Annotated in this window: 19 protein-coding genes and 1 pseudogene; 9 read left to right on the forward strand and 11 right to left on the reverse strand. The window is 67.8% G+C overall.

Features of this window, described 5'->3' with window-relative positions; all coding sequences use genetic code 11:
- Positions 1-123 precede the first annotated feature (123 nt).
- The 3 genes from F1193_RS16165 to F1193_RS16175 form a co-directional block, all read right to left on the reverse strand.
- Positions 124-1,431 carry a hemolysin family protein gene (locus tag F1193_RS16165; RefSeq protein WP_150098834.1) on the reverse strand — a complete coding sequence of 436 codons (1,308 nt, stop codon included), beginning with the start codon at positions 1,429-1,431 and terminating at the stop codon, positions 124-126.
- 77 nt (positions 1,432-1,508) lie between these two features.
- A complete protein-coding gene (locus tag F1193_RS16170; protein ID WP_150098835.1) occupies positions 1,509-2,288 on the reverse strand; it encodes a DUF1499 domain-containing protein in 780 nt (259 codons plus the stop codon).
- Between the two features lie 98 nt (positions 2,289-2,386).
- Positions 2,387-3,118 (reverse strand): HAD family hydrolase, encoded by a 732-nt coding sequence (locus tag F1193_RS16175; RefSeq protein WP_150098836.1) that lies wholly within the window; start codon positions 3,116-3,118, stop codon positions 2,387-2,389.
- Positions 3,119-3,317: 199 nt separating this feature from the next.
- Here F1193_RS16175 and F1193_RS16180 point away from each other — a divergent pair, with 199 nt between their 5' ends.
- On the forward strand, positions 3,318-4,775 hold the full coding sequence (locus F1193_RS16180) for an amidase (RefSeq protein ID WP_150098837.1): 1,458 nt from the start codon (positions 3,318-3,320) through the stop codon (positions 4,773-4,775).
- A gap of 209 nt (positions 4,776-4,984) precedes the next feature.
- Here the strand turns inward: F1193_RS16180 and F1193_RS16185 are convergent, their stop codons facing one another.
- Together F1193_RS16185 and F1193_RS16190 are read right to left on the reverse strand one after the other, a co-directional pair.
- On the reverse strand, positions 4,985-5,968 hold the full coding sequence (locus F1193_RS16185) for a magnesium transporter CorA family protein (RefSeq protein WP_150098838.1): 984 nt from the start codon (positions 5,966-5,968) through the stop codon (positions 4,985-4,987).
- A gap of 311 nt (positions 5,969-6,279) precedes the next feature.
- A complete protein-coding gene (locus F1193_RS16190) occupies positions 6,280-6,480 on the reverse strand; it encodes a hypothetical protein (protein WP_150098839.1) in 201 nt (66 codons plus the stop codon).
- Positions 6,481-6,959: 479 nt separating this feature from the next.
- Here F1193_RS16190 and F1193_RS16195 point away from each other — a divergent pair, with 479 nt between their 5' ends.
- Positions 6,960-7,574: a L,D-transpeptidase gene (locus F1193_RS16195; protein WP_150098840.1), complete on the forward strand. Its 615-nt coding sequence runs from the start codon at positions 6,960-6,962 to the stop codon at positions 7,572-7,574.
- Positions 7,575-7,682: 108 nt separating this feature from the next.
- Here the strand turns inward: F1193_RS16195 and F1193_RS16200 are convergent.
- The 3 genes and pseudogenes from F1193_RS16200 to F1193_RS16210 form a co-directional block, all read right to left on the reverse strand.
- Positions 7,683-7,790 (reverse strand): annotated as a pseudogene (locus tag F1193_RS16200) (Holliday junction branch migration protein RuvA); the annotation flags it as partial.
- Positions 7,791-8,102: a type II toxin-antitoxin system RelE/ParE family toxin gene (locus F1193_RS16205; RefSeq protein ID WP_150098841.1), complete on the reverse strand. Its 312-nt coding sequence runs from the start codon at positions 8,100-8,102 to the stop codon at positions 7,791-7,793. It lies immediately after the preceding pseudogene.
- Positions 8,092-8,367: a type II toxin-antitoxin system ParD family antitoxin gene (locus tag F1193_RS16210; protein WP_150098842.1), complete on the reverse strand. Its 276-nt coding sequence runs from the start codon at positions 8,365-8,367 to the stop codon at positions 8,092-8,094. Before F1193_RS16210 ends, F1193_RS16205 begins: the two co-directional genes overlap by 11 nt.
- 130 nt (positions 8,368-8,497) lie before the next feature.
- Between F1193_RS16210 and F1193_RS16215 the strand changes: the two genes are divergently transcribed.
- Positions 8,498-9,082, forward strand: a complete 585-nt coding sequence (locus F1193_RS16215; RefSeq protein WP_246164495.1) for a Uma2 family endonuclease — start codon at positions 8,498-8,500, stop codon at positions 9,080-9,082.
- A gap of 14 nt (positions 9,083-9,096) precedes the next feature.
- On the opposite strand, the gene F1193_RS16220 is transcribed toward F1193_RS16215, so the two are convergent.
- From F1193_RS16220 to ruvC, 3 genes are all read right to left on the reverse strand, one after another.
- Positions 9,097-10,116, reverse strand: a complete 1,020-nt coding sequence (locus tag F1193_RS16220; RefSeq protein WP_150098843.1) for a ParA family protein — start codon at positions 10,114-10,116, stop codon at positions 9,097-9,099.
- Positions 10,117-10,286: 170 nt separating this feature from the next.
- Positions 10,287-10,904: a Holliday junction branch migration protein RuvA gene (ruvA, locus tag F1193_RS16225; protein ID WP_150098844.1), complete on the reverse strand. Its 618-nt coding sequence runs from the start codon at positions 10,902-10,904 to the stop codon at positions 10,287-10,289.
- A gap of 42 nt (positions 10,905-10,946) precedes the next feature.
- Positions 10,947-11,450 carry a crossover junction endodeoxyribonuclease RuvC gene (gene ruvC, locus F1193_RS16230; RefSeq protein ID WP_150098845.1) on the reverse strand — a complete coding sequence of 168 codons (504 nt, stop codon included), beginning with the start codon at positions 11,448-11,450 and terminating at the stop codon, positions 10,947-10,949.
- Positions 11,451-11,751: 301 nt separating this feature from the next.
- On the opposite strand from ruvC, the gene F1193_RS16235 reads away from it, so the two are divergent.
- The 6 genes from F1193_RS16235 (at position 11,752) to rnhA (ending at position 17,585) form a co-directional block, all read left to right on the forward strand.
- Positions 11,752-12,450, forward strand: a complete 699-nt coding sequence (locus F1193_RS16235) for a DUF1013 domain-containing protein (RefSeq protein ID WP_150098846.1) — start codon at positions 11,752-11,754, stop codon at positions 12,448-12,450.
- A gap of 251 nt (positions 12,451-12,701) precedes the next feature.
- Entirely contained in the window at positions 12,702-13,193 is a 492-nt protein-coding gene (locus F1193_RS16240; RefSeq protein ID WP_150098847.1) for a DUF1036 domain-containing protein, read from the forward strand.
- Positions 13,194-13,212: 19 nt separating this feature from the next.
- Entirely contained in the window at positions 13,213-14,664 is a 1,452-nt protein-coding gene (pyk, locus tag F1193_RS16245) for a pyruvate kinase (RefSeq protein WP_150098848.1), read from the forward strand.
- A 52-nt stretch (positions 14,665-14,716) separates the two neighbouring features.
- Positions 14,717-15,691: a 4-hydroxy-3-methylbut-2-enyl diphosphate reductase gene (gene ispH / locus F1193_RS16250; protein ID WP_150098849.1), complete on the forward strand. Its 975-nt coding sequence runs from the start codon at positions 14,717-14,719 to the stop codon at positions 15,689-15,691.
- Positions 15,692-16,131: 440 nt separating this feature from the next.
- The gene (locus F1193_RS16255) at positions 16,132-17,097 is read left to right on the forward strand and encodes a homoserine kinase (protein WP_150098850.1); all 966 of its coding nucleotides are present in this window, start codon (positions 16,132-16,134) and stop codon (positions 17,095-17,097) included.
- Positions 17,094-17,585, forward strand: a complete 492-nt coding sequence (gene rnhA, locus F1193_RS16260) for a ribonuclease HI (protein WP_150098851.1) — start codon at positions 17,094-17,096, stop codon at positions 17,583-17,585. Before F1193_RS16255 ends, rnhA begins: the two co-directional genes overlap by 4 nt.
- The last annotated feature ends 156 nt before the right edge of the window (positions 17,586-17,741 follow it).

A 17,741-nucleotide genomic window follows, 5' to 3' on the forward strand; every position in this document is an offset into this window, starting at 1 on the left:
AAGCGAAAAGTCGCCGCCTGGGACGACGACTTCCTCGCAAGCCTCCTGGCAGCGTGATTTTTCACCCGATTGCCCTGTGCCGGCATACGGTTTCCGGAGGATCCCTCCGGGCCGGAAACCGCATCACGCTGCGCGGTGGCGCTTGGGGACGCGCGAGACCATCGCCTTGTCGATGCGGCGGCCGTCGAGATCGACCACCTCGAAGCGCCAGCCATTGGCGTCGACATGCTCGCCGACGCCGGGCAGGTGGCCGAAGCGGTCGAGCAGGAAGCCGGCGAGCGTGTGATAGTCGCGACTGTCCGGCAGCGGCAGGCCGATCAGGTCGCTCAACTCGTCGATCGGCATGGTGCCGGAGATCAGGTAGGAGCCGTCCTCGCGACGCACCACGTCCGGCTCGGCCGGGCCGCCGCCGGCCTCCGACTGCAGCGAGCCGACGATCGATTCCAGGATGTCGGCATTGGTGACCACGCCCTGGAAGTGGCCGTACTCGTCGTGCACCAGCCCGATGTGCAGCGGCGTCTGGCCGAGCATCTCGACCACCGCCAGCGCGTCGGCGGTGTCGGGGATCACCGGCGCCTCGCGGATCAGCGCGCGCAGGTCGAGCGGCTTGCCGGCCAGATAGGCGTCGACCAGATCCTTGGCCTGGATGACGCCGAGCACGCCGTCCGGCGAGCCGTCATGGACCGGCAGGCGCGAATGGGCGCTGGCCACGATGTCGGCGCGGATGGTGTCGATGTCGTCGCGCAGGTCGATCATGTCGACCTCGGTGCGCGGCGTCATCACCGCGCGCACCGGCCGGTCGCCCAGCCGCATCACCGCCGCGATCATCTGCCGCTCGCCGGGCTCCAGCACGCCGGCAGTCTCCGCCTCGGCGATCAGCGACTTGATCTCCTCCTCGGTGATGCGCTCGACGATCTCGCTGTCGTGGCCGAGCAGCCGCAGCACCGCCTTGCCCGACATGTCGAGCAGCGCCACCACCGGCGAGGAGATGCGGGCCAGGATGTTCATGGCCGGGGCGACGCGGGCAGCCATCGCCTCGGGATTGGACAGCGCCAGCTGCTTGGGCACCAGTTCGCCGATGATCAGCGAGCCGTAGGTGATGAGCGCCACCACGATGCCGACGCCCAGCGCATCGGCGACGCCCCGCGGCACCCCCAGTTCGGCGAGCGCGTCGGTGAGGCGCAGGCCGATGGTGGCGCCGGAAAAGGCGCCCGACAGCACGCCGACCAGCGTGATGCCGATCTGCACGGTGGACAGGAACTTGCCGGGATCGGCGGCGAGCAGCAGCGCCCGCTCGGCGCCGGCAACGCCGCGTTCGGCCATCATGCGCAGGCGCGCCGGCCGGGAGGACACCACGGCCAGTTCCGACATCGCCAGAAGGCCATTGAGAACGATCAGGGCGACCACAAAGCCGAGTTCGATGATCAACATGGTCTTTTCACATAGCATCCTGCCGGTTCGTCAGCGAGAGCCAAGCAGCCCCGCCCAACCGTCGGCGCGGGCGGCCATCAGCGCTGGGGTGGCTCCCAGTCGTCGAGATCGGCGAGCAGGGACTTGATTCGGCGGGCATTGGCGCCGATGTCGTGCACGCCGTAGCGGCTGGCCGAGCGCACGTCGACGCGGGCGCCCTCGGCCGCGGGGCGGATGCGCACGACCACGTCGTCGCGGAAGCCGAACACCAGGGTGCGGACCACCGCCTCGATGCGGCCCTCGCGGCCCGGCCGCGGCGGCACCTGGTCGAGGATGCGCCAGCGCCGCTTCTCGATCAGCTCGCGGGCCGCCCGGAAGGCCTGATCGGGGGTCCAGTCCTTGATCAGCGGCTTGAGGTCCGGATAGCCGGCCTGCTGCAGCGCGGCCACCCGCTCGCCCTCATAGGCCGCCGGATTGGCGCCGGGCGGGCGGGCCGCCGCCCCGGCGATGATGCGCGGCGGGTCGACGAGATCGGTCGAGATGTCGTGGATCGCCGGCAGCCGGTAGGCGATCACCGCCATTGCCGCCGGTCCTGCCACCACGACGAGCCCGACCAGGAGCCCGGTGACCGCCTGGGCGAGGCCGCGATAGCCGTCGTTCCAGATCGCCGCCAGCGCCACCAGCGCCACCAGCACCGCCACCGCCGCCACCGCCACCCCGGCGGCGAACACCCCCAGCGCCGCCAGCGTCTCGACGATGTTGAGGCGCGACAGCGCGATGCCGAGCAGGGCCACCGCCAGCGCGAACAGCGCCAGCCGCCGGCTCCAGATCGCCAGATGCGAATAGCGTTCGACCGGTAGCGCCCTGCGTCGGACCATCGGGGTGCGTTCCTCGGCTGTCCCTGCATAACCGCCCTCGCGGCGGCATGGTGAAGATCTAGGCCGATTCGAGCATGGCGGCACGAACCGGACGTGTTTCACGCCCCTGCCTTCGCCAGCAGGTCCGGCAGCGGGTCGAGCGTGGCGAGAAGGATGTCGGCGAACGGCGCCATGTCGTCGCGCGCAGCAAGCCCGCGCGGGCCGGTGAGCACCGCCACCGCCAGCGCGCCGGCGGCGCGCGCGGCATGCAGATCGTGCAGCGAGTCGCCGACCAAGGCGACCTCGTGCGGGGCCACCCCGACCGCCGCGGCGAACGCCTGCACCGGCCCCGGGCCGGGCTTGCGGCCGTGGCCGGAATCCCAGCCCGAATAGAAGGCGAGGTGGCGGTCGAGACCGAGTGCCGCCATCTGGGCGCGGGCGCTGGCCTCGCCGTCATTGGTGGCGATGCCCATCGCCACGCCGCGGCTGGCCAGGGCGTCGAGCACCGGGCCGGGCGCGCCGACCGGCGCCACCCAGTCGAGGCCATGCGCCAGGAACAGCGCATCCATCTCGGCGAAGAACGCCGCACTGGTCGGCCGCCGCAGCGCCTCGGCCCATTGCGGGCCGTAGTCGCCGCTGGAGCCGGCGATCACCGGCGAGGTCGGGCGGAAACGGCGGGCGGCGAGATCGTAGTCGGCGACGTCGAGCAGGCGGGCCAGGGCGTTATCGTCCCCGCCCGCCAGCGCCCGCATCACCGCGAGCCCGGCGGGGCCCCAGGTGGCGTCGAAATCAACCAGGGTGCCGTCCTTGTCGAACAGCACGGCGCGGATGGAGCTGGCGCGGACCGGCATGACGGCATCAACACCACCGCATGGCCGGCTGTAAAGCGGGTCGGGCCTCAACACGACGAGTGAACCGGTCGCCGGCGGGTGCTAAACAAAGGGTTGCCATCACGACGCCTCCGGCTTCGCGCGGGCGCCTTCGCGGCCTCGTACCAACGGTCAGCTTTCGCGGCCGTTGGTGTCACCGTCTTGCGCAACGGAGATCACCATGACGCTCGATGCCCATCTGCTCGCGCCGGCGCATGTGCTGCTGGACCGGCTCGCCGCCGGCGAGGTGTCGGCGGCCGACCTCACCGAGGCGGCGCTGGCGCGCATCGGCGCCCTCGACGGCCGGCTCAACGCGGTGGTGACGCGCGATCCCGAGGGCGCCCGCGCCGCGGCGCGGCGAAGCGACGCCCGGCGGGCGGAGGGGCGGGCCGGGCCGCTGGAGGGCCTGCCGATCACCATCAAGGATGCGTTCGCGGTCAAGGGCATGCGCTCCACCGGCGGGGTGCCGGCGCTGTCGGCCTACGTGCCCGACGACGACGCGGTGGCGGTGGCGCGGCTGCGGGCGGCAGGCGCGGTGATCCTCGGCAAGACCAATGTGCCGCCCTATTCGGGCGACTTCGTCGCCAACAATCCGATCTTCGGCCGCACCTCCAACCCGTGGGATCTCGACCGCTCGCCGGGCGGCTCCTCGGGCGGCGCCGCGGTGGCGGTGGCCTGCGGCTTCAGCGCCTTCGAGCTCGGCTCCGACCTCGGCGGCTCGATCCGCTGGCCGGCGCACGCCTGCGGCCTGTTCGGGCTGAAGACCAGCTTCGGCGTGGTGCCGCTCGCGGGCATCGTGCCGCCGGCCTCGCCCGACCTGCCGGAACTCGACCTTTGGGCGCTGGGGCCGCTGGCGCGCTCGGCGCGCGACCTCGAACGGGTGCTGGACGTGCTGGCGCCGCCGGGCGACCGGCGGGGCGCCTTCGTGCTCGACCTGCCGGAACCGCGCCAGCGCGACGGACGGGGCCTGCGCATCGCCCTGTGGGATGCCGACGGCTTCGCCCCGGTCGATTCCAGCGTGGCGCACGCCATCGCGGTGGCGGCGGGCAAGCTCGCCGAGGCCGGCGCCGTCATCAATATCGCCCGGCCGGCGGTGTCGCTCGACGAATGCTACGAGATCTACGCCATCCTCAACGCCGCGCAATTCACCGCCGAACTGCCGGAGCTGATCCGGCGGCGGCTCGCGGCGCGGGCCAGCGACACCGCCGCCGACGACGTTTCGCACCCGGCGCTGCAGACCCGCGGGGTGGTGCTGTCGTTCCGCGACTGGCTGATGCTCACCGCCCGCCGCCAGGCGATGAAGCGGGCGTGGGCGGCGTTCTTCGCCGACTATGACGCCATCCTGCTGCCGCCGGCGCCGGTGGGGGCGGTGCCGCACCCGGCGACCGACGATCTGACGAAACGCACGCTCAGCGTCGACGGCACGGAGCGGCCGTGGCTCGATTTCCTGCTGTGGTCGTCGCTCGCCAGCCTCGCCCACCTGCCGGCGGCGGTGGCGCCGGTCGAGCGCGGCCCCGACGGCCTGCCGCGCGGCGTGCAGATCGTCTGCGCCGAGGGCCATGACCGGATGGCGGTGGCGATCGCCGCGCTGCTGGAAGAGCGCGGCTCGACCTTCGTGCCGCCGCCGCTGGCGGCGTGATAATGCTCTGGAGCGTCCGCCGATCCGATTGGATCAGGCGGACCTAGAGCGTGATCCGATCTGACTGCATCAGATCGGACGCTCTAGGTTTCTCGTTTATCGCATTCTCTTTCGCACAACCGGTATCCACTTGTGCGGAAAATGCTCTAAGTTCTTGGTTTATCGCATTCTCTTTCGCAAAACCGGTATCCGCTCTTGCGGAGAATGCTCTACAGCCACTTCTTCCAACGGAAGAACAGATAGGGCAGCGCGGCGGCCAGCAGCATGAAGCCCACCGCCAGCGGGTAGCCGTAATGCCATTCCAGCTCCGGCATGAATTTGAAGTTCATGCCGTAGATGGAGGCGACCAGGGTCGGCGGCATCAACACCACCGACAGCACCGCGAAGATCTTGATGATGTTGTTCTGGTCGATGGTGACGAGGCCGAGCGTCGCATCGAGCAGGAACTGCACCTTGTCGCCGAGATAGCTGGCGTGATCGGTGAGCGAGGCGACGTCGCGGCTCATCGACTTGATCTGGGCGCGCATGTCCTTCGACAGCTTGAGCGTGTCGCTCTCGTTCTGCATGTACAAGAGCAGCCGGCCGATCGACACCAGCGCCTCGCGCGCCTTGGAGGTGAGGTCGCCGCGCCGGCCGATGCCGCGCAGGATGTGCTTGAAATCGATCTTGCCAGTGCCCTCGCGGGTGGTGGCGAACACCCGGCTGGACGAATTGTCGACCTCGGCCGACAGCCGCTCCATCGTGTCGGCGGCGCGGTCGACGATCGCCTCCAGCAGGTCCATGAAGACGTGCAGGCCGGTTACCGAGGGCGGGCAGGCGCGGGCCAGCTTGGCGCCGAGAATGGCGAACGGCCGCGGCTCGTCGTAGCGTACCGTTACCAGCTTGTCGCCGCGCAGGATGAAGGTGACCGGCGACAGGCGCGGCTGGGCGGTTTCCGATTGGCACAGCAGCGTTGCCGTCATGTAGCGCGCGCCGTTCTCCTCATAGAGGCGGCTCGACGGCTCGATCTCCTGCATCTCCTCGCGGGTCGGCACCTCGAACCCCAGCAGCAGCTCGACCGCCTTCGCCTCGGCGGGGGAGGGCGAGATCAGGTCGAGCCAGACCGCGCCGGGCTCCAGCGCCGGCGGGGTATCCTGGCTGCCGAGCTGCGAGCGGACCAGCGAGGCGCCACTGGGCGTGAAGACGGCGAGCATGCGCAGACTCGCAGGTTGGCGGGCGGCTGGCTGGCCGATCGACCCGTAACGGATCGACCGCCTGTTACGGCTGGTGGATGGATCCTTCCGGACCGCGATGACACTCTCGCCGAAGACCCCTTGTTCGATAACGGGATTTCCGACGATTCGAATACGGTTCACCAGCTTGGTCGGCCGGAAACCGCATCAGACCGCGAGGCTCCGGCCCTTCGGACTGGAGTTCCTATCAGGGCAGGGGACAGCAGAAAAGCCCTGCCGTTTCGTCAGCGGCAGGGCCATCCAGGCTAGATGTTCGAGCTGAGGCCGGCGGATCAGCCGAGGAGCAGCATCTGGTCGGTGGTGAGCTTGCTGCGGTCGGGCGCCGGCGCATGGTCTTCATTGCGCAGCGGGCCGGCATAACGCGCGGCGGCGGCCACGGCGGAAATGCCGATGCGACGGTATTTCTCGTCGAGATTGGGCTCCTCAGCAAGCGGGTCGGGCCGTTGCTGAACGCCTGGCTGACTCTCACTCATGTCTTTTTCCTCCACCGTCGTCGCCCCTTTTTGGCAGCCCGTGAGCCCATCATTTAAGCTCGAACTGCGGTAAATCTAGGCAGATTGTTGCCTGTATGAGCGTCGGCGCAACGCGGCGAACCGTCACGTCATACGAAATGTGGGTGATTCCTTCGTGATCCGCGGAAACAGATTCGCCGAAAACCCTTGTTCGATAACGGGATTTTCGGCGATCGGACTGCGAGATGCCGGCGCTTCGGCCGGAGCGCGTATCACTACGCCGATCGGTCTTAAGGCGACGTGAAATTGGGTGGTAAGATACGGCGCAAGATGGCCGTTACCCGATCATCTCCCGGTCGCCGCCCGGCCGCGCACTGTGGCAGATGGGTGACATGCCGGACGGTTCGCACGCCTGCGCCCCTGTCTGACATTGGCAACGCCCTCGCCAATCAGCTAAGTCAAGACATCACGACATGTCCGGGCCGAAGGTGGAGGGACCGATGCGGATTCGCGTTGCAGGCGCGTTGCTGGCGGCAATGCTGGCCGGCGGGTGCAATTCGGTTTCCTACAATCCGGTGCCCGAAAGCGCGTTCACCGCGCGCGACCGGCAGGAATTCGCCAAGCAGTCCTTCACCAATGTGCTGCCCGAGCCGGATCACCTGCGCCAGATCGTCACCGATCCGACCCGCGAGAGCCCCGGCACCATCGTCGTCGACACCCAGAACCGCTGGCTCTATCTGGTGCTGCCGGATGGCAAGGCCATCCGCTACGGCGTCGCCACCGGCAAGGAGGCGTTCGCGTGGTCGGGCGTCGCCAAGGTCGGCCGCAAGGAGCAGTGGCCGGGCTGGACGCCGACCGAAGGCATCCACAGCCGCATGCGCCAGGCCGGCTTCAGCCTGCCCAACCACATGCCGGGCTCGGCCGACAATCCGCTCGGCGCCCGCGCGCTCTACCTCTATGAGGGCGGCAAGGACACGCTGTTCCGCATCCACGGCACCAACGAGCCCGAGCTGATCGGCTCGGCGGTGTCCTCGGGCTGCATCCGCATGCTGAACGCCGACGTCATCGACCTCTACAACCGCACGCCGGTCGGCGCGAAGGTCGTGGTGATGTGAGACGGTTGCCGGCCGATCGGGCCGGCTCTCTTTCTCCCTCAAGGCGGCGCAGGACGCGGCTCCCGGCGGAGGGCCGGTCCGAGGCGGTCACGCGGACTCAGCGTCCCCTCACTTCGCCAGCTCCTTCAGCCCCAGCCGGATCAGCCGCGCGGTCTCGGCGTCCTCGCCGGCCTCGCGCACCGCGGCGGCGATGGCGGCGGCGGCCTGCGGCTGGCCCTAATCTTCACCTTCGAGAAGGTCCGGCTCGAAGGTGCGCCCGCCATAGGCGATGGCGACGATCTCGACGACGCCTCCCAGCACTCGGAATGCGATGGTGACCCGCCGTTCGAAGCCGATCGTGCGGATGCCCGGCGCAAGGTCGTCGCGCCGGGTGCCGCGTTCCGGAAACGCATCGAGCCGGCGGCACGCCGCCTCGATGCGCGACAGATAGTCCCCGGCGATCCGGGGTCCGGCCCTTTCGGCGATATGGTCGTAGAGCGACACCAGATCGGCAGCGGCCGACGGCCGGAACCGGACCTCATGCGTCACGGTCGCTGGCTTTCAGCCGCGCGGCGTGGCGCTGGCGCAAACCTGCGAAAACGTCCTCCGCCGGCAGGCTCGGCCGCGGATCGGCGAGCGAGGCCCGGACCTTTTCACGCAGGATCTCGTCGAGCGCCGCCTCCTCCCGGTCCAGCGCCCGCAGGCCCGCCCGCAGCACTTCGCTGGCCGAACTGTAGGCGCCCGAGGCCAGCCGCCGGTCGAGACTGCTCTGCTGGGCGCCCAGGGTGACGGTGATCGGCTTGCTGCTGCGCATGGGCGCTCGCCTCCTCGCGTATGACAGTGTCATGCAGAGCAGGGAAAGCGTCAAGCGGTGAACGCCTCGCACGCGCCGAGTCCCGTTCAAGGGCGTTCCCGCGTATAGTTGTTCGATCAGGAGAACGGCCATGCGGGCGCGCTCGGAGGACGGCTTCGAATATATGAGCCTCGACGATTTCGAGGACTATCTGGCCGACAAGCCGGCCAACGAGAAGTGGGAGCTTCTCGGCGGGCGGGTCGTCAAGATGATGGTCGGCGCACGCTGGGAGCACAACCGCATCGTCCAGAACATCACCACGGCGATGATGATCGACTTCCGCCGCCGCGGCTCCGACTGCCGGCCGTTCGCCGAAACCTTCTACCTGAAGCAGCGGTTCATGGATCTCGCCGCGCTGCCGGACGTGATGGTCCGCTGCGGACCGCTGGACAAGGAGGCGACGTCGCTCTCCGACCCCGCCGTCCTGGTCGAGGTGGCCTCCCGCGGCACCGCGCGCCGCGACCGCGGCGAGAAATGGAGCCTCTACAAGCGCCTCCCCTCGCTGCAGCATTATGTCATCGTCGCCCGCGACGAGGTGGCCATCGACGTGCTGGACCGCCAGGGCGAGGCTTGGCTGGAGCGGCCGACGATCACCGACCCGTCAGCCCTGCTCACCCTGCCCGCCATCGGTTTCGAGATGGCGGTGGCCGAGGTCTATCGCGACGTGCTGGGGTGAGACCATAGAGCAGATCAAAGCGTTTGAATGATCTCAACGATCTCATCGCTACACCTTTGAAGTTGCTCAGCGTTAACGCGTACCCGCCTTCCGAGAACTGGAATATATCCGGTTTTCAATTGATCAAATGGGCAACCTCGAGCAAAGGCGACCACGCCGGTTGTTTGAAAATCACGAGTATCGAGGATGCCATCAGCAACATCAGAAAAGGTAAAAAACTGAGGGTACGACGAAAGAAGACCCGATACATCGTCACGAATTTCACTAAGAACAGCTGAATATGCTGATGCATTTCCCATATACTGCGTAATGCGATTCTGTATGATAAGATGGACCTTAGGTAAAGACCTCTTTGCTGAGATGATCCTGCTCGCAAAGTTATGCTCAGAGTATATCGGAGACGGCAAACGAAGTCCAAATATAAGAGAAAATGCATTCTGAATAGCGCGCCGCGATGAATCGTCTGCCATTGTGGGCAATATCAGCCGATCAACGTTTGCGATAGCAATTTGTGTATATATCGAAAAGCTTGGGTTTAAATCCATAAATACATAATCAAACTCATCTTCCGAATCATCAAGAAAATCCTTAAGCCAATCCATAATGGATATCCATGTATTGACGCCGGCAATGTTCGCATTCGCAAGCGTCGCCATCGAGTTGCTCTGCAACTCGAGCAGCGGGTCTCCGCAAATTATCCGAATATTCTTAGGAATATTTCCATTTACTCGATATGGCGCTGTAATGAAATCGGCAAAAGAAAACGATGGCTTCGAGAATGGGGAAGCAAGTCGCATTTGGAAATATCCACCAATGGTGGCACGCGGAGCAACTGCTTGACGCATCAACAGCTGCTGACCACCCTTTTTTACGAGACCTCCAAGAAATAACTCGGAAAGATTCGCCTGCGGACAGACATCAACGACTAAAATTCGCTTGTCCGGAAAGCGTCTGGCAAAGAAACAGATAGTCTGAAATGCAAGACTAGTTTTGCCGGTACCACCCTTATTATTCCAAAAGGCATATCGAAGCATACCGTCCTCCTGTCCACGGAGAACGTATGGACGTTCAAAATGAACGTGTCAACGTCAGATTCGGGCGACCTGGTGGTATTTTTTGCCCTCGCGGTAGCTGGGTACTCGCGGCTTGCCAGCGCATTCAGCCCCGTGACGAAAGTCGCTCCTTGGCGTCGCGCCTTCCCGATTCATTTCGCCAGTTCCTTCAGGCCCAGCCGGATCAGCCGCGCGGTCTCGGCGTCCTCGCCGGCCTCGCGCACCGCCGCGGCGATGGCAGCGGCGGCCTGCGGCTGGCCGTAGCCGAGATTGACCAGCGCCGAGACCGCGTCGGCCACCGGTGCCGGCGCCCGCCTGTCCTCGACCGCGCCGGCAAGCCGCGCCACCGCCGGATCGACCTCGGCATAGGCCGGCGCCTTGTCCTTCAACTCGGCGACGATGCGCGCCGCCACTTTCGGCCCGACGCCCGGCGCGCGGGCCACCATCGCCTTGTCGGCGAGCGCGATGGCGCTGGCGAGCTCGGCCGGCTTGAGCGTGGAGAGGATGGCCAGCGCCACCTTGGTGCCCACGCCCTGCACCGTCTGCAGCAGGCGGAACCATTCGCGCTCAGTGTCGGAGGAGAAGCCGAACAGGCGAATCTGGTCCTCGCGCACGAAGGTGTCGATCGCCAGCGTCGCGGCTTCGCCTTGGGCGGGCAGCGCCTGCAGCGTGCGCGCCGAGCAATGCACCTGATAGCCGACGCCATGGACGTCGAGGATGACGAAATCCTCGCCGTAGGAATCAATGACGCCCTTGAGCTTGCCGATCATGCGCTCGTCATACCCGGTTTTCAGGCCGTTTTCTCGGCCCCGTCACCCCACCAGCTTGCGGATGGTGCGGTGGTGGGCGTGGGTGATGGCCACCGCCAGCGCGTCGGCGGCGTCGGCGCTCTGCGGATCGGCCTTGGGCAGCAGCAGCCGCACCATGGCCTGGATCTGCACCTTGTCGGCATGGCCGGCGCCGACCACCGTCTTCTTGATCAAATTGGGGGCGTACTCGGCGACCGCGAGGCCGGCCAGCGCCGGCACGAGAAGCGCGATGCCGCGCGCCTGGCCGAGCTTCAGCGTCGCGCCGGCGTCCTTGTTGACGAAGGTTTCCTCCACCGCCGCCTCGTCGGGCCGGTGGGCCTCGATCACCGCGCAAAGCCCGTCGTGCAGGGCCTTGAGGCGGGAGGCCAGCGCCTCGGCGCTGTCGGAGACGACGGTGCCGCAGGCGACGAAGCCGAGCCGCGAGCCCTCGACCGCGATGATGCCCCAGCCGGTGCGGCGCAGGCCGGGGTCGAGGCCGATGATGCGGATCATTGAGGGGGGGACCATCGGCGGGAATCATCCCGTTCGGAGTCGTCGCGTCGCGGCGCCGCATGCCTGGGTTACCCGCCGCGGCCGCCGCCGGCAAGCGCTGCGCCGATTGCGGATCGGGGACACAATCCCTATAGTGCGCGAAAATCCCGACCATCGAGCGCGATGCGGGGCTCCGTCCGGAAGGACGGGCGGAGCGCAAGGACCTATTGACCAAGCCCCTTTGACCGACTGACCAAGCCCCTTTGACCAAGACCCCTATTGAAATTGCCCTGTCGAATCCCCCTATTGGGCCCCTCGCTGTGTCCAGGAGATCGTGATGGCCAACGCCCCCCTTATGCCGAAGGCGACCGCGGTTTGGCTGGTCGAGAACACCTCGCTCACCTTCGATCAGATCGCCGACTACTGCAAACTGCATCCGCTGGAGGTGAAGGCCATCGCCGATGGCGAGGCCGCCCAGGGCATCAAGGGGCTCGATCCGGTCGCCACCGGCCAATTGTCGCGTGAGGAGCTCGACCTCGCCATCGCCGATCCCAGCCGCCGCCTCAAGCTGCTGGAATCCAAGGTGCGGGTGCCGGAGCCGAAGAGCCGGCGCGGGCCGCGCTACACCCCGGTCTCCAAGCGCCAGGACCGCCCCAACGCCATCCTGTGGCTGGTGCGCAACCATCCCGAGTTGAAGGACGCGCAGATCATGCGCCTCGTCGGCACCACCAAGTCGACCATTGAGGCGGTGCGCGAGCGCACCCACTGGAACAGCGCCAATCTTCAGCCGATGGACCCGGTGACGCTCGGCCTGTGCTCGCAGATCGACCTCGATCTGGAGGTCCAGCGCGCCGCCAAGGAGAAGCCGCTGCCCGCCGCCAGCGGCACCACGCTGCTTCCCGCCGAGATCACCACCCGCGCCGACGAGATCGAGCCCGAGGAGGAGGAAGAGGTGCGTCCCGGCAAGACCGACGTCGACCTCTCCAAGGTGTTCGCCAAGTTCCAGGACGGCCGCGGCCAGGATGACGGCGAGTGAGCCGGCCGGCGCCGATCCGGCAGCCGCGGCGTGCCCCGCCGCTGCCATGATCGGCGCGTTGACTGCGCCGCCCGGCGCCGGCGAAAGGTCGCCGGGCCGAACGAGATCCGCCCCTCGGGCACCGGATTTCGTGGTCCGCTCGTGAGAGGTCCCGCTCCCCGCCAAGGATTTTCCGCGAGATCGAACTGCGGGGTCACGATATGACCTCTCGAATCCTGTCGTCTGGTCTGTAACGTCATCTCCGTAGGGTCATGTCCGGCTGCGTTCTTCGGTTCCGCCGTCACGCCAAGCTCGCCATCGCCCTTGCGGCCCTGGTGGCGGCCGAGGTGGCTGCCGAGGCCGCCGCCAATTCAGCGCGCGCCGACTTTCGCGTCTGCAACAAGACCGGAGGCCGCGTCGGCCTCGCCGTCGGCTACAAGGAGGGCGAGCGCTGGACCACCGAGGGCTGGTGGAACCTTCCGCCCAACTCTTGCGAAACATTGATGCGCGGATCGCTGGTCGCACGGTTTTATTATGTCTATGGCGTAGACTATGACCGCGGCGGCGAGTGGGCCGGCAAGGCTTTCATGTGCACCCGCGATAAGGAGTTCACGATTCGCGGTATCGAGGACTGCCTGGCGCGCGGCTATGACCGTACCGGCTTCTTCGAAGTCGACACCGGCGAGCAAAAAAGCTGGACGGTTCAGCTCACAGATGCGATGCAGAGCGAGCCTGTTTCGACCGGCAAGGTCAAACCCCGCTGACAATCGCCCCGCCGCGGATATGAGACGCCAGCGCCGCACCAAGATCGTCGCCACGCTGGGCCCGGCGTCCAGCGACAAGGACATGATCGCCCGCCTGTTCCAGGCCGGCGCCGATGTCTTCCGCATCAATATGAGCCACACGCCGGTCGACGGCATGCGCCGCTTCGTGGCGATGATTCGCGAGGTCGAGCACGAGTTCGGCCGGCCGATCGGCATCCTGGTCGACCTGCAGGGGCCCAAGCTGCGGGTCGGCACCTTCGCCGCCGGCAAGGAGGCCCTCGCCATCGGCGACCGCTTCGTGCTCGATGCCGACCGCACCCCCGGCGACGCGACGCGGGTCTTCCTGCCGCATCCGGAAATCCTGGGCGCGCTGGAGCCCGGCCACCGCCTGCTGGTCGATGACGGCCGCCTGCTGCTGGTGGTCGAGGAGGCCTCGCCCGAGCGCGCGGTGACGCGGGTCGAGGTCGGCGGCCAGATCTCCAACCGCAAGGGCGTGAGCCTGCCCGACACCACCATCCCGTTCTCGGCGCTCACCGAGAAGGACCGCACCGACCTGGAGGCGGCGCTCGACACCGGGGTCGACTGGATCGCGCTGTCCTTCGTGCAGAAGCCCGAGGACGTCGCCGAGGTGAAGAAGGTGGCGCGCGGCCGCGCCAAGGTGCTGGCCAAGATCGAGAAGCCGCAGGCCATCGCCCGCCTGCACGACATCATGGAGATCGCCGACGCCCTGATGGTGGCGCGCGGCGACCTCGGCGTCGAGCTGCCGCTGGAGCAGGTGCCCGGCCTGCAGAAGCAGATCACCCGCCACGCCCGCCGCATCGGCCGGCCGGTGGTGGTGGCCACCCAGATGCTCGAATCGATGATCGAGTTTCCGACCCCCACCCGCGCCGAGGTGTCGGACGTCGCCACCGCCGTGTTCGAGGGCGCCGACGCCATCATGCTGTCGGCCGAGAGCGCCGCCGGCAAGTACCCGGTCGAGGCGGTGGCGCAGATGAACCGCATCGCCGAGCAGGTGGAGCGCGACCCCAACTACCACACGCTGCTGCGCAACCAACGCACCGAGCCCGAGGCCACCGGTGCCGACGCCATCGCCGCCGGCGCCCGCGAGATCGGCGAGACCCTGGCGCTCGACGCCATCGCCTGCTGGACCGCCTCCGGCGCCACCGCGCTGCGCGTGGTGCGCGAGCGGCCCAAGCCCCACATCGTCGCCATCTCCAAGTGCTGGGAGACCGCCCGCCAGCTCGCGCTGGTGTGGGGCGTCCACCCGATTGTCGCCGAGGATCCGCGCGACCTCGACGACATGGTCAGCCGCGCCTGCCGCATCGCCTATCTCGACGGCTTCACCGTGCCCGGCCGGCGGGTCATCGTGGTCGCAGGCGTGCCGCTCGGCACGCCGGGCGCCACCAATATGCTGCGCATCGCCTTCGTCGGCACGGACGCCGCCGGTCCGCCCCGCCCGGGCGAAGCCTGATCCGCAACCGCCGCGCCTTGACACTCCGCCGGCTCAGGGGTCATCTGCCGGCATGACCGAGCCTGCCGCAACTGCCAAACCGCCTTTGCAAATCCTGCTGTGCTCGCCGCGCGGCTTCTGTGCCGGCGTGACGCGGGCCATCGACGTCGTGGAGACCGCGCTCAAGCGTTTCGGGCCGCCGGTCTATGTCCGCCACGAGATCGTCCACAATCGCTTCGTGGTCGAGAGCCTGAAGGCCAAGGGCGCGGTGTTCGTCAAGGAGCTGGACGAGGTGCCCGACACCGCGGCGCCGGTGATCTTCTCGGCCCATGGCGTGCCCAAGACCGTGAGCGAAGCCGCCGCCAGCCGCAAGCTGACCACGCTCGACGCCACCTGCCCGCTGGTCACCAAGGTGCACCGCGAGGCGGAGATCCATTTCAAGCGCGGCCGCCACGTCATCCTGGTCGGCCATGCCGGCCATCCCGAGGTGGTCGGCACCATGGGCCAGCTTCCCGAGGGGGCTGTGACCCTGGTGGAGACGGTCGAGGACATCGAGGCGTTCGCGCCGCCCGCCGGCAAGGAGCTGGCCTTCGTCACCCAGACAACGCTGTCGGTGGACGACACCCGCGACGCCATCACCACGCTCAAGCGCCGCTTCCCGGCCATCGCCGGGCCGCACATCGAGGACATCTGCTACGCCACCACCAACCGCCAAGAGGCGGTCAAGCAGGTGGCGCCGCAGGTCGAGGCCATGGTGGTGGTCGGCGCGCCGAACTCGTCGAACTCGCAGCGCCTGCGCGAGGCGGCCGAGCGGCTGGGCTGCAAGGTCGCCGTGCTGGTGCAGCGCGCCAGCGACCTCGACTGGAGCCGGTTTCAGGGCGTCTCCCGCCTCGGCCTCACCGCCGGCGCCTCGGCGCCGGACGTGCTGATCGAGGAGATCATGGCGGCCTTCGCCGAGCGCTTCGCGATCACGGTGGAGACGGTGACCACCGTCAAGGAGGACATGTTCTTCCCGCTGCCGCGCGAGCTGCGCCCGGACGCGGCCTGATACGGTTTCCGGCCTGAAGGGCCGTAGAACCTTATGGAAAGGCGCGGCCTCTTCTTCCCTCTCCCCTTGCGGGAGAGGGTGGCGAGGCCGAGCGTTGGCGAGGTCGAGCCGGGTGAGGGGTACTTCACGCCGGCCAATCTCACCCCTCACCCGCCTCGCGATCTTTAGATCGCTCGGCACCCTCTCCCACAAGGGGAGAGGGAAAGAGGGGCTTCCGGCCGGCGATCCTTTCGGGCTGGAGCGTCCGCCGATCTGGTTGAGCCGGATGGGCACTCCGAGTCTTTGATACGGCTTCCGGCCTCCGAGGTCGGAGAACCGTATGCCGTTCGCCGAAAAATCCCGTTGTCGAGAGTTTCTTGCAGAACGGGGGGTTTCGGCAAGACGTTTCCGGTATCCCGAAGGGATCAGCCGGAAACCGCACGAACTCTGGCGGATACGCAATGGCTGTCTATACCGAGGTCGGAACCGAAGAGCTTTCGGCGTTCCTCGACCATTACGATCTTGGCGACCTCCTGTCATGCAAGGGCATCGCCGAGGGGGTGGAGAATACCAACTTCCTGATCCACACCACCGCCGGCCACTACATCCTGACGCTGTACGAGAAGCGGGTGGACCCGGCCGACCTGCCGTTCTTCCTGGCGCTGATGGAGCACCTCGCCGGCCGCGGCCTCACCTGCCCGGTGCCGGTGAAGGCGCGCGGCGGCACCGCGCTCGGCACGCTGGCCGGGCGCCCGGCCGCCATCGTAACCTTTCTCGACGGCATGTCGGTGCGCCAGCCCGCCGTCAGCCATTGCGCCGAGGTCGGCGAGGCGCTGGCCCGGCTGCACCTCGCCGGTGGCGATTTCGCGCTTCAACGCACCAATGCGCTGTCGGTCGCGGGCTGGCGGCCGCTGGCCAAGCGTGCCGGCCACCGCGCCGACACGGTGGCGCCGGGGCTTGCCGCCCTCATCGAGGAGGAACTCGGCGTGCTGGAGGCAAGCTGGCCGGGCGGCCTGCCCGAAGGCGTCATCCACGCCGACCTGTTCCCGGACAATGTGTTCTTCCTCGGCAGCCGGCTCTCCGGCCTGATCGACTTCTATTTCGCCTGCACCGACACGCTGGCCTATGACGTCGCGGTGTGCCTCAACGCCTGGTGCTTCGAGCCCGACGGCTCGTTCAACGTCACCAAGGGCCGGGCGCTGCTGCAGCGCTACGAGGCGGTGCGGCCGCTGTCGGAGGCCGAGCGGGCGGCGCTGCCGCTGCTCTGCCGCGGCGCGGCCCTGCGCTTCCTGCTGACGCGCCTCGTCGACTGGCTGAACGTGCCGCCGGGCGCCCTGGTGCGGCCGAAGAACCCGATCGAGTACCTGAAGAAGCTGCGCTTCCACCGCTACGCCTCCTCGGCGCGCGACTACGGGCTCGCGGCATGAGCGAGGATGCGACCGGTACGGCGGCCGGCAAGGCGCCGAAGCGCGTCGAGGTGTGGACCGACGGCGCCTGCTCGGGCAATCCCGGCCCCGGCGGCTGGGCGGCAATCCTCGCCTGCGACGGCGTCGAGAAGGAGCTCAGCGGCGGCGAAGCCTTCACCACCAACAACCGCATGGAAATGCTCGCTGCCATTTCGGCGCTGGAGACGCTGAAGCGGCCGTGCGTGGTGGACCTGCACACCGACAGCCAATATCTGCGCCAGGGCATCACCGAGTGGATCGCCGGCTGGAAGCGCAAGGGCTGGCGCACCGCCTCAGGCTCGCCGGTCAAGAATGTCGATCTGTGGCAGCGGCTCGACGCCGCCCGCAGCGTCCACACCGTGCGCTGGCACTGGGTGCGCGGCCACGCCGGCCACCCCGAGAACGAGCGCGCCGACGAACTCGCCCGCGCCGGCATGGCGCCCTTCCTGAAGGGACGGCGGGGCGGGTGAGCGGGCGCACGTCGCGAGTCGTCTCTCGTCGTCCCGGGCAAGCGGCGTCAGCCGCGCGAGCAACTGTCATGCGGCTTTTGGGTCTCGCCAGGGTTTGTTGTCTCGAATCATGGCGTTGAGGATGGTCAGGAGCTTTCGGGCGATGGCGATGAGGGC

Source organism: Blastochloris sulfoviridis (assembly GCF_008630065.1).
Classification (GTDB): Bacteria; Pseudomonadota; Alphaproteobacteria; order Rhizobiales; family Xanthobacteraceae; genus Blastochloris; species Blastochloris sulfoviridis.

Bases quoted from the DNA above. Each gene is read 5' to 3' on its own strand.
- F1193_RS16220 (WP_150098843.1), bottom strand. From the start codon at position 10,116: ATGCTTCGATATGCCTTTTGGAATAATAAGGGTGGTACCGGCAAAACT.
- F1193_RS16195 (WP_150098840.1), top strand. From the start codon at position 6,960: ATGCGGATTCGCGTTGCAGGCGCGTTGCTGGCGGCAATGCTGGCCGGC.
- F1193_RS16215 (WP_246164495.1), top strand. From the start codon at position 8,498: ATGCGGGCGCGCTCGGAGGACGGCTTCGAATATATGAGCCTCGACGAT.
- F1193_RS16240 (WP_150098847.1), top strand. From the start codon at position 12,702: ATGTCCGGCTGCGTTCTTCGGTTCCGCCGTCACGCCAAGCTCGCCATC.
- F1193_RS16170 (WP_150098835.1), bottom strand. From the start codon at position 2,288: ATGGTCCGACGCAGGGCGCTACCGGTCGAACGCTATTCGCATCTGGCG.
- F1193_RS16180 (WP_150098837.1), top strand. From the start codon at position 3,318: ATGACGCTCGATGCCCATCTGCTCGCGCCGGCGCATGTGCTGCTGGAC.
- F1193_RS16235 (WP_150098846.1), top strand. From the start codon at position 11,752: ATGGCCAACGCCCCCCTTATGCCGAAGGCGACCGCGGTTTGGCTGGTC.
- F1193_RS16185 (WP_150098838.1), bottom strand. From the start codon at position 5,968: ATGCTCGCCGTCTTCACGCCCAGTGGCGCCTCGCTGGTCCGCTCGCAG.
- F1193_RS16165 (WP_150098834.1), bottom strand. From the start codon at position 1,431: ATGTTGATCATCGAACTCGGCTTTGTGGTCGCCCTGATCGTTCTCAAT.
- ispH (WP_150098849.1), top strand. From the start codon at position 14,717: ATGACCGAGCCTGCCGCAACTGCCAAACCGCCTTTGCAAATCCTGCTG.
- F1193_RS16255 (WP_150098850.1), top strand. From the start codon at position 16,132: ATGGCTGTCTATACCGAGGTCGGAACCGAAGAGCTTTCGGCGTTCCTC.
- pyk (WP_150098848.1), top strand. From the start codon at position 13,213: ATGAGACGCCAGCGCCGCACCAAGATCGTCGCCACGCTGGGCCCGGCG.
- F1193_RS16175 (WP_150098836.1), bottom strand. From the start codon at position 3,118: ATGCCGGTCCGCGCCAGCTCCATCCGCGCCGTGCTGTTCGACAAGGAC.
- rnhA (WP_150098851.1), top strand. From the start codon at position 17,094: ATGAGCGAGGATGCGACCGGTACGGCGGCCGGCAAGGCGCCGAAGCGC.
- ruvA (WP_150098844.1), bottom strand. From the start codon at position 10,904: ATGATCGGCAAGCTCAAGGGCGTCATTGATTCCTACGGCGAGGATTTC.
- ruvC (WP_150098845.1), bottom strand. From the start codon at position 11,450: ATGGTCCCCCCCTCAATGATCCGCATCATCGGCCTCGACCCCGGCCTG.
- F1193_RS16210 (WP_150098842.1), bottom strand. From the start codon at position 8,367: ATGCGCAGCAGCAAGCCGATCACCGTCACCCTGGGCGCCCAGCAGAGC.
- F1193_RS16190 (WP_150098839.1), bottom strand. From the start codon at position 6,480: ATGAGTGAGAGTCAGCCAGGCGTTCAGCAACGGCCCGACCCGCTTGCT.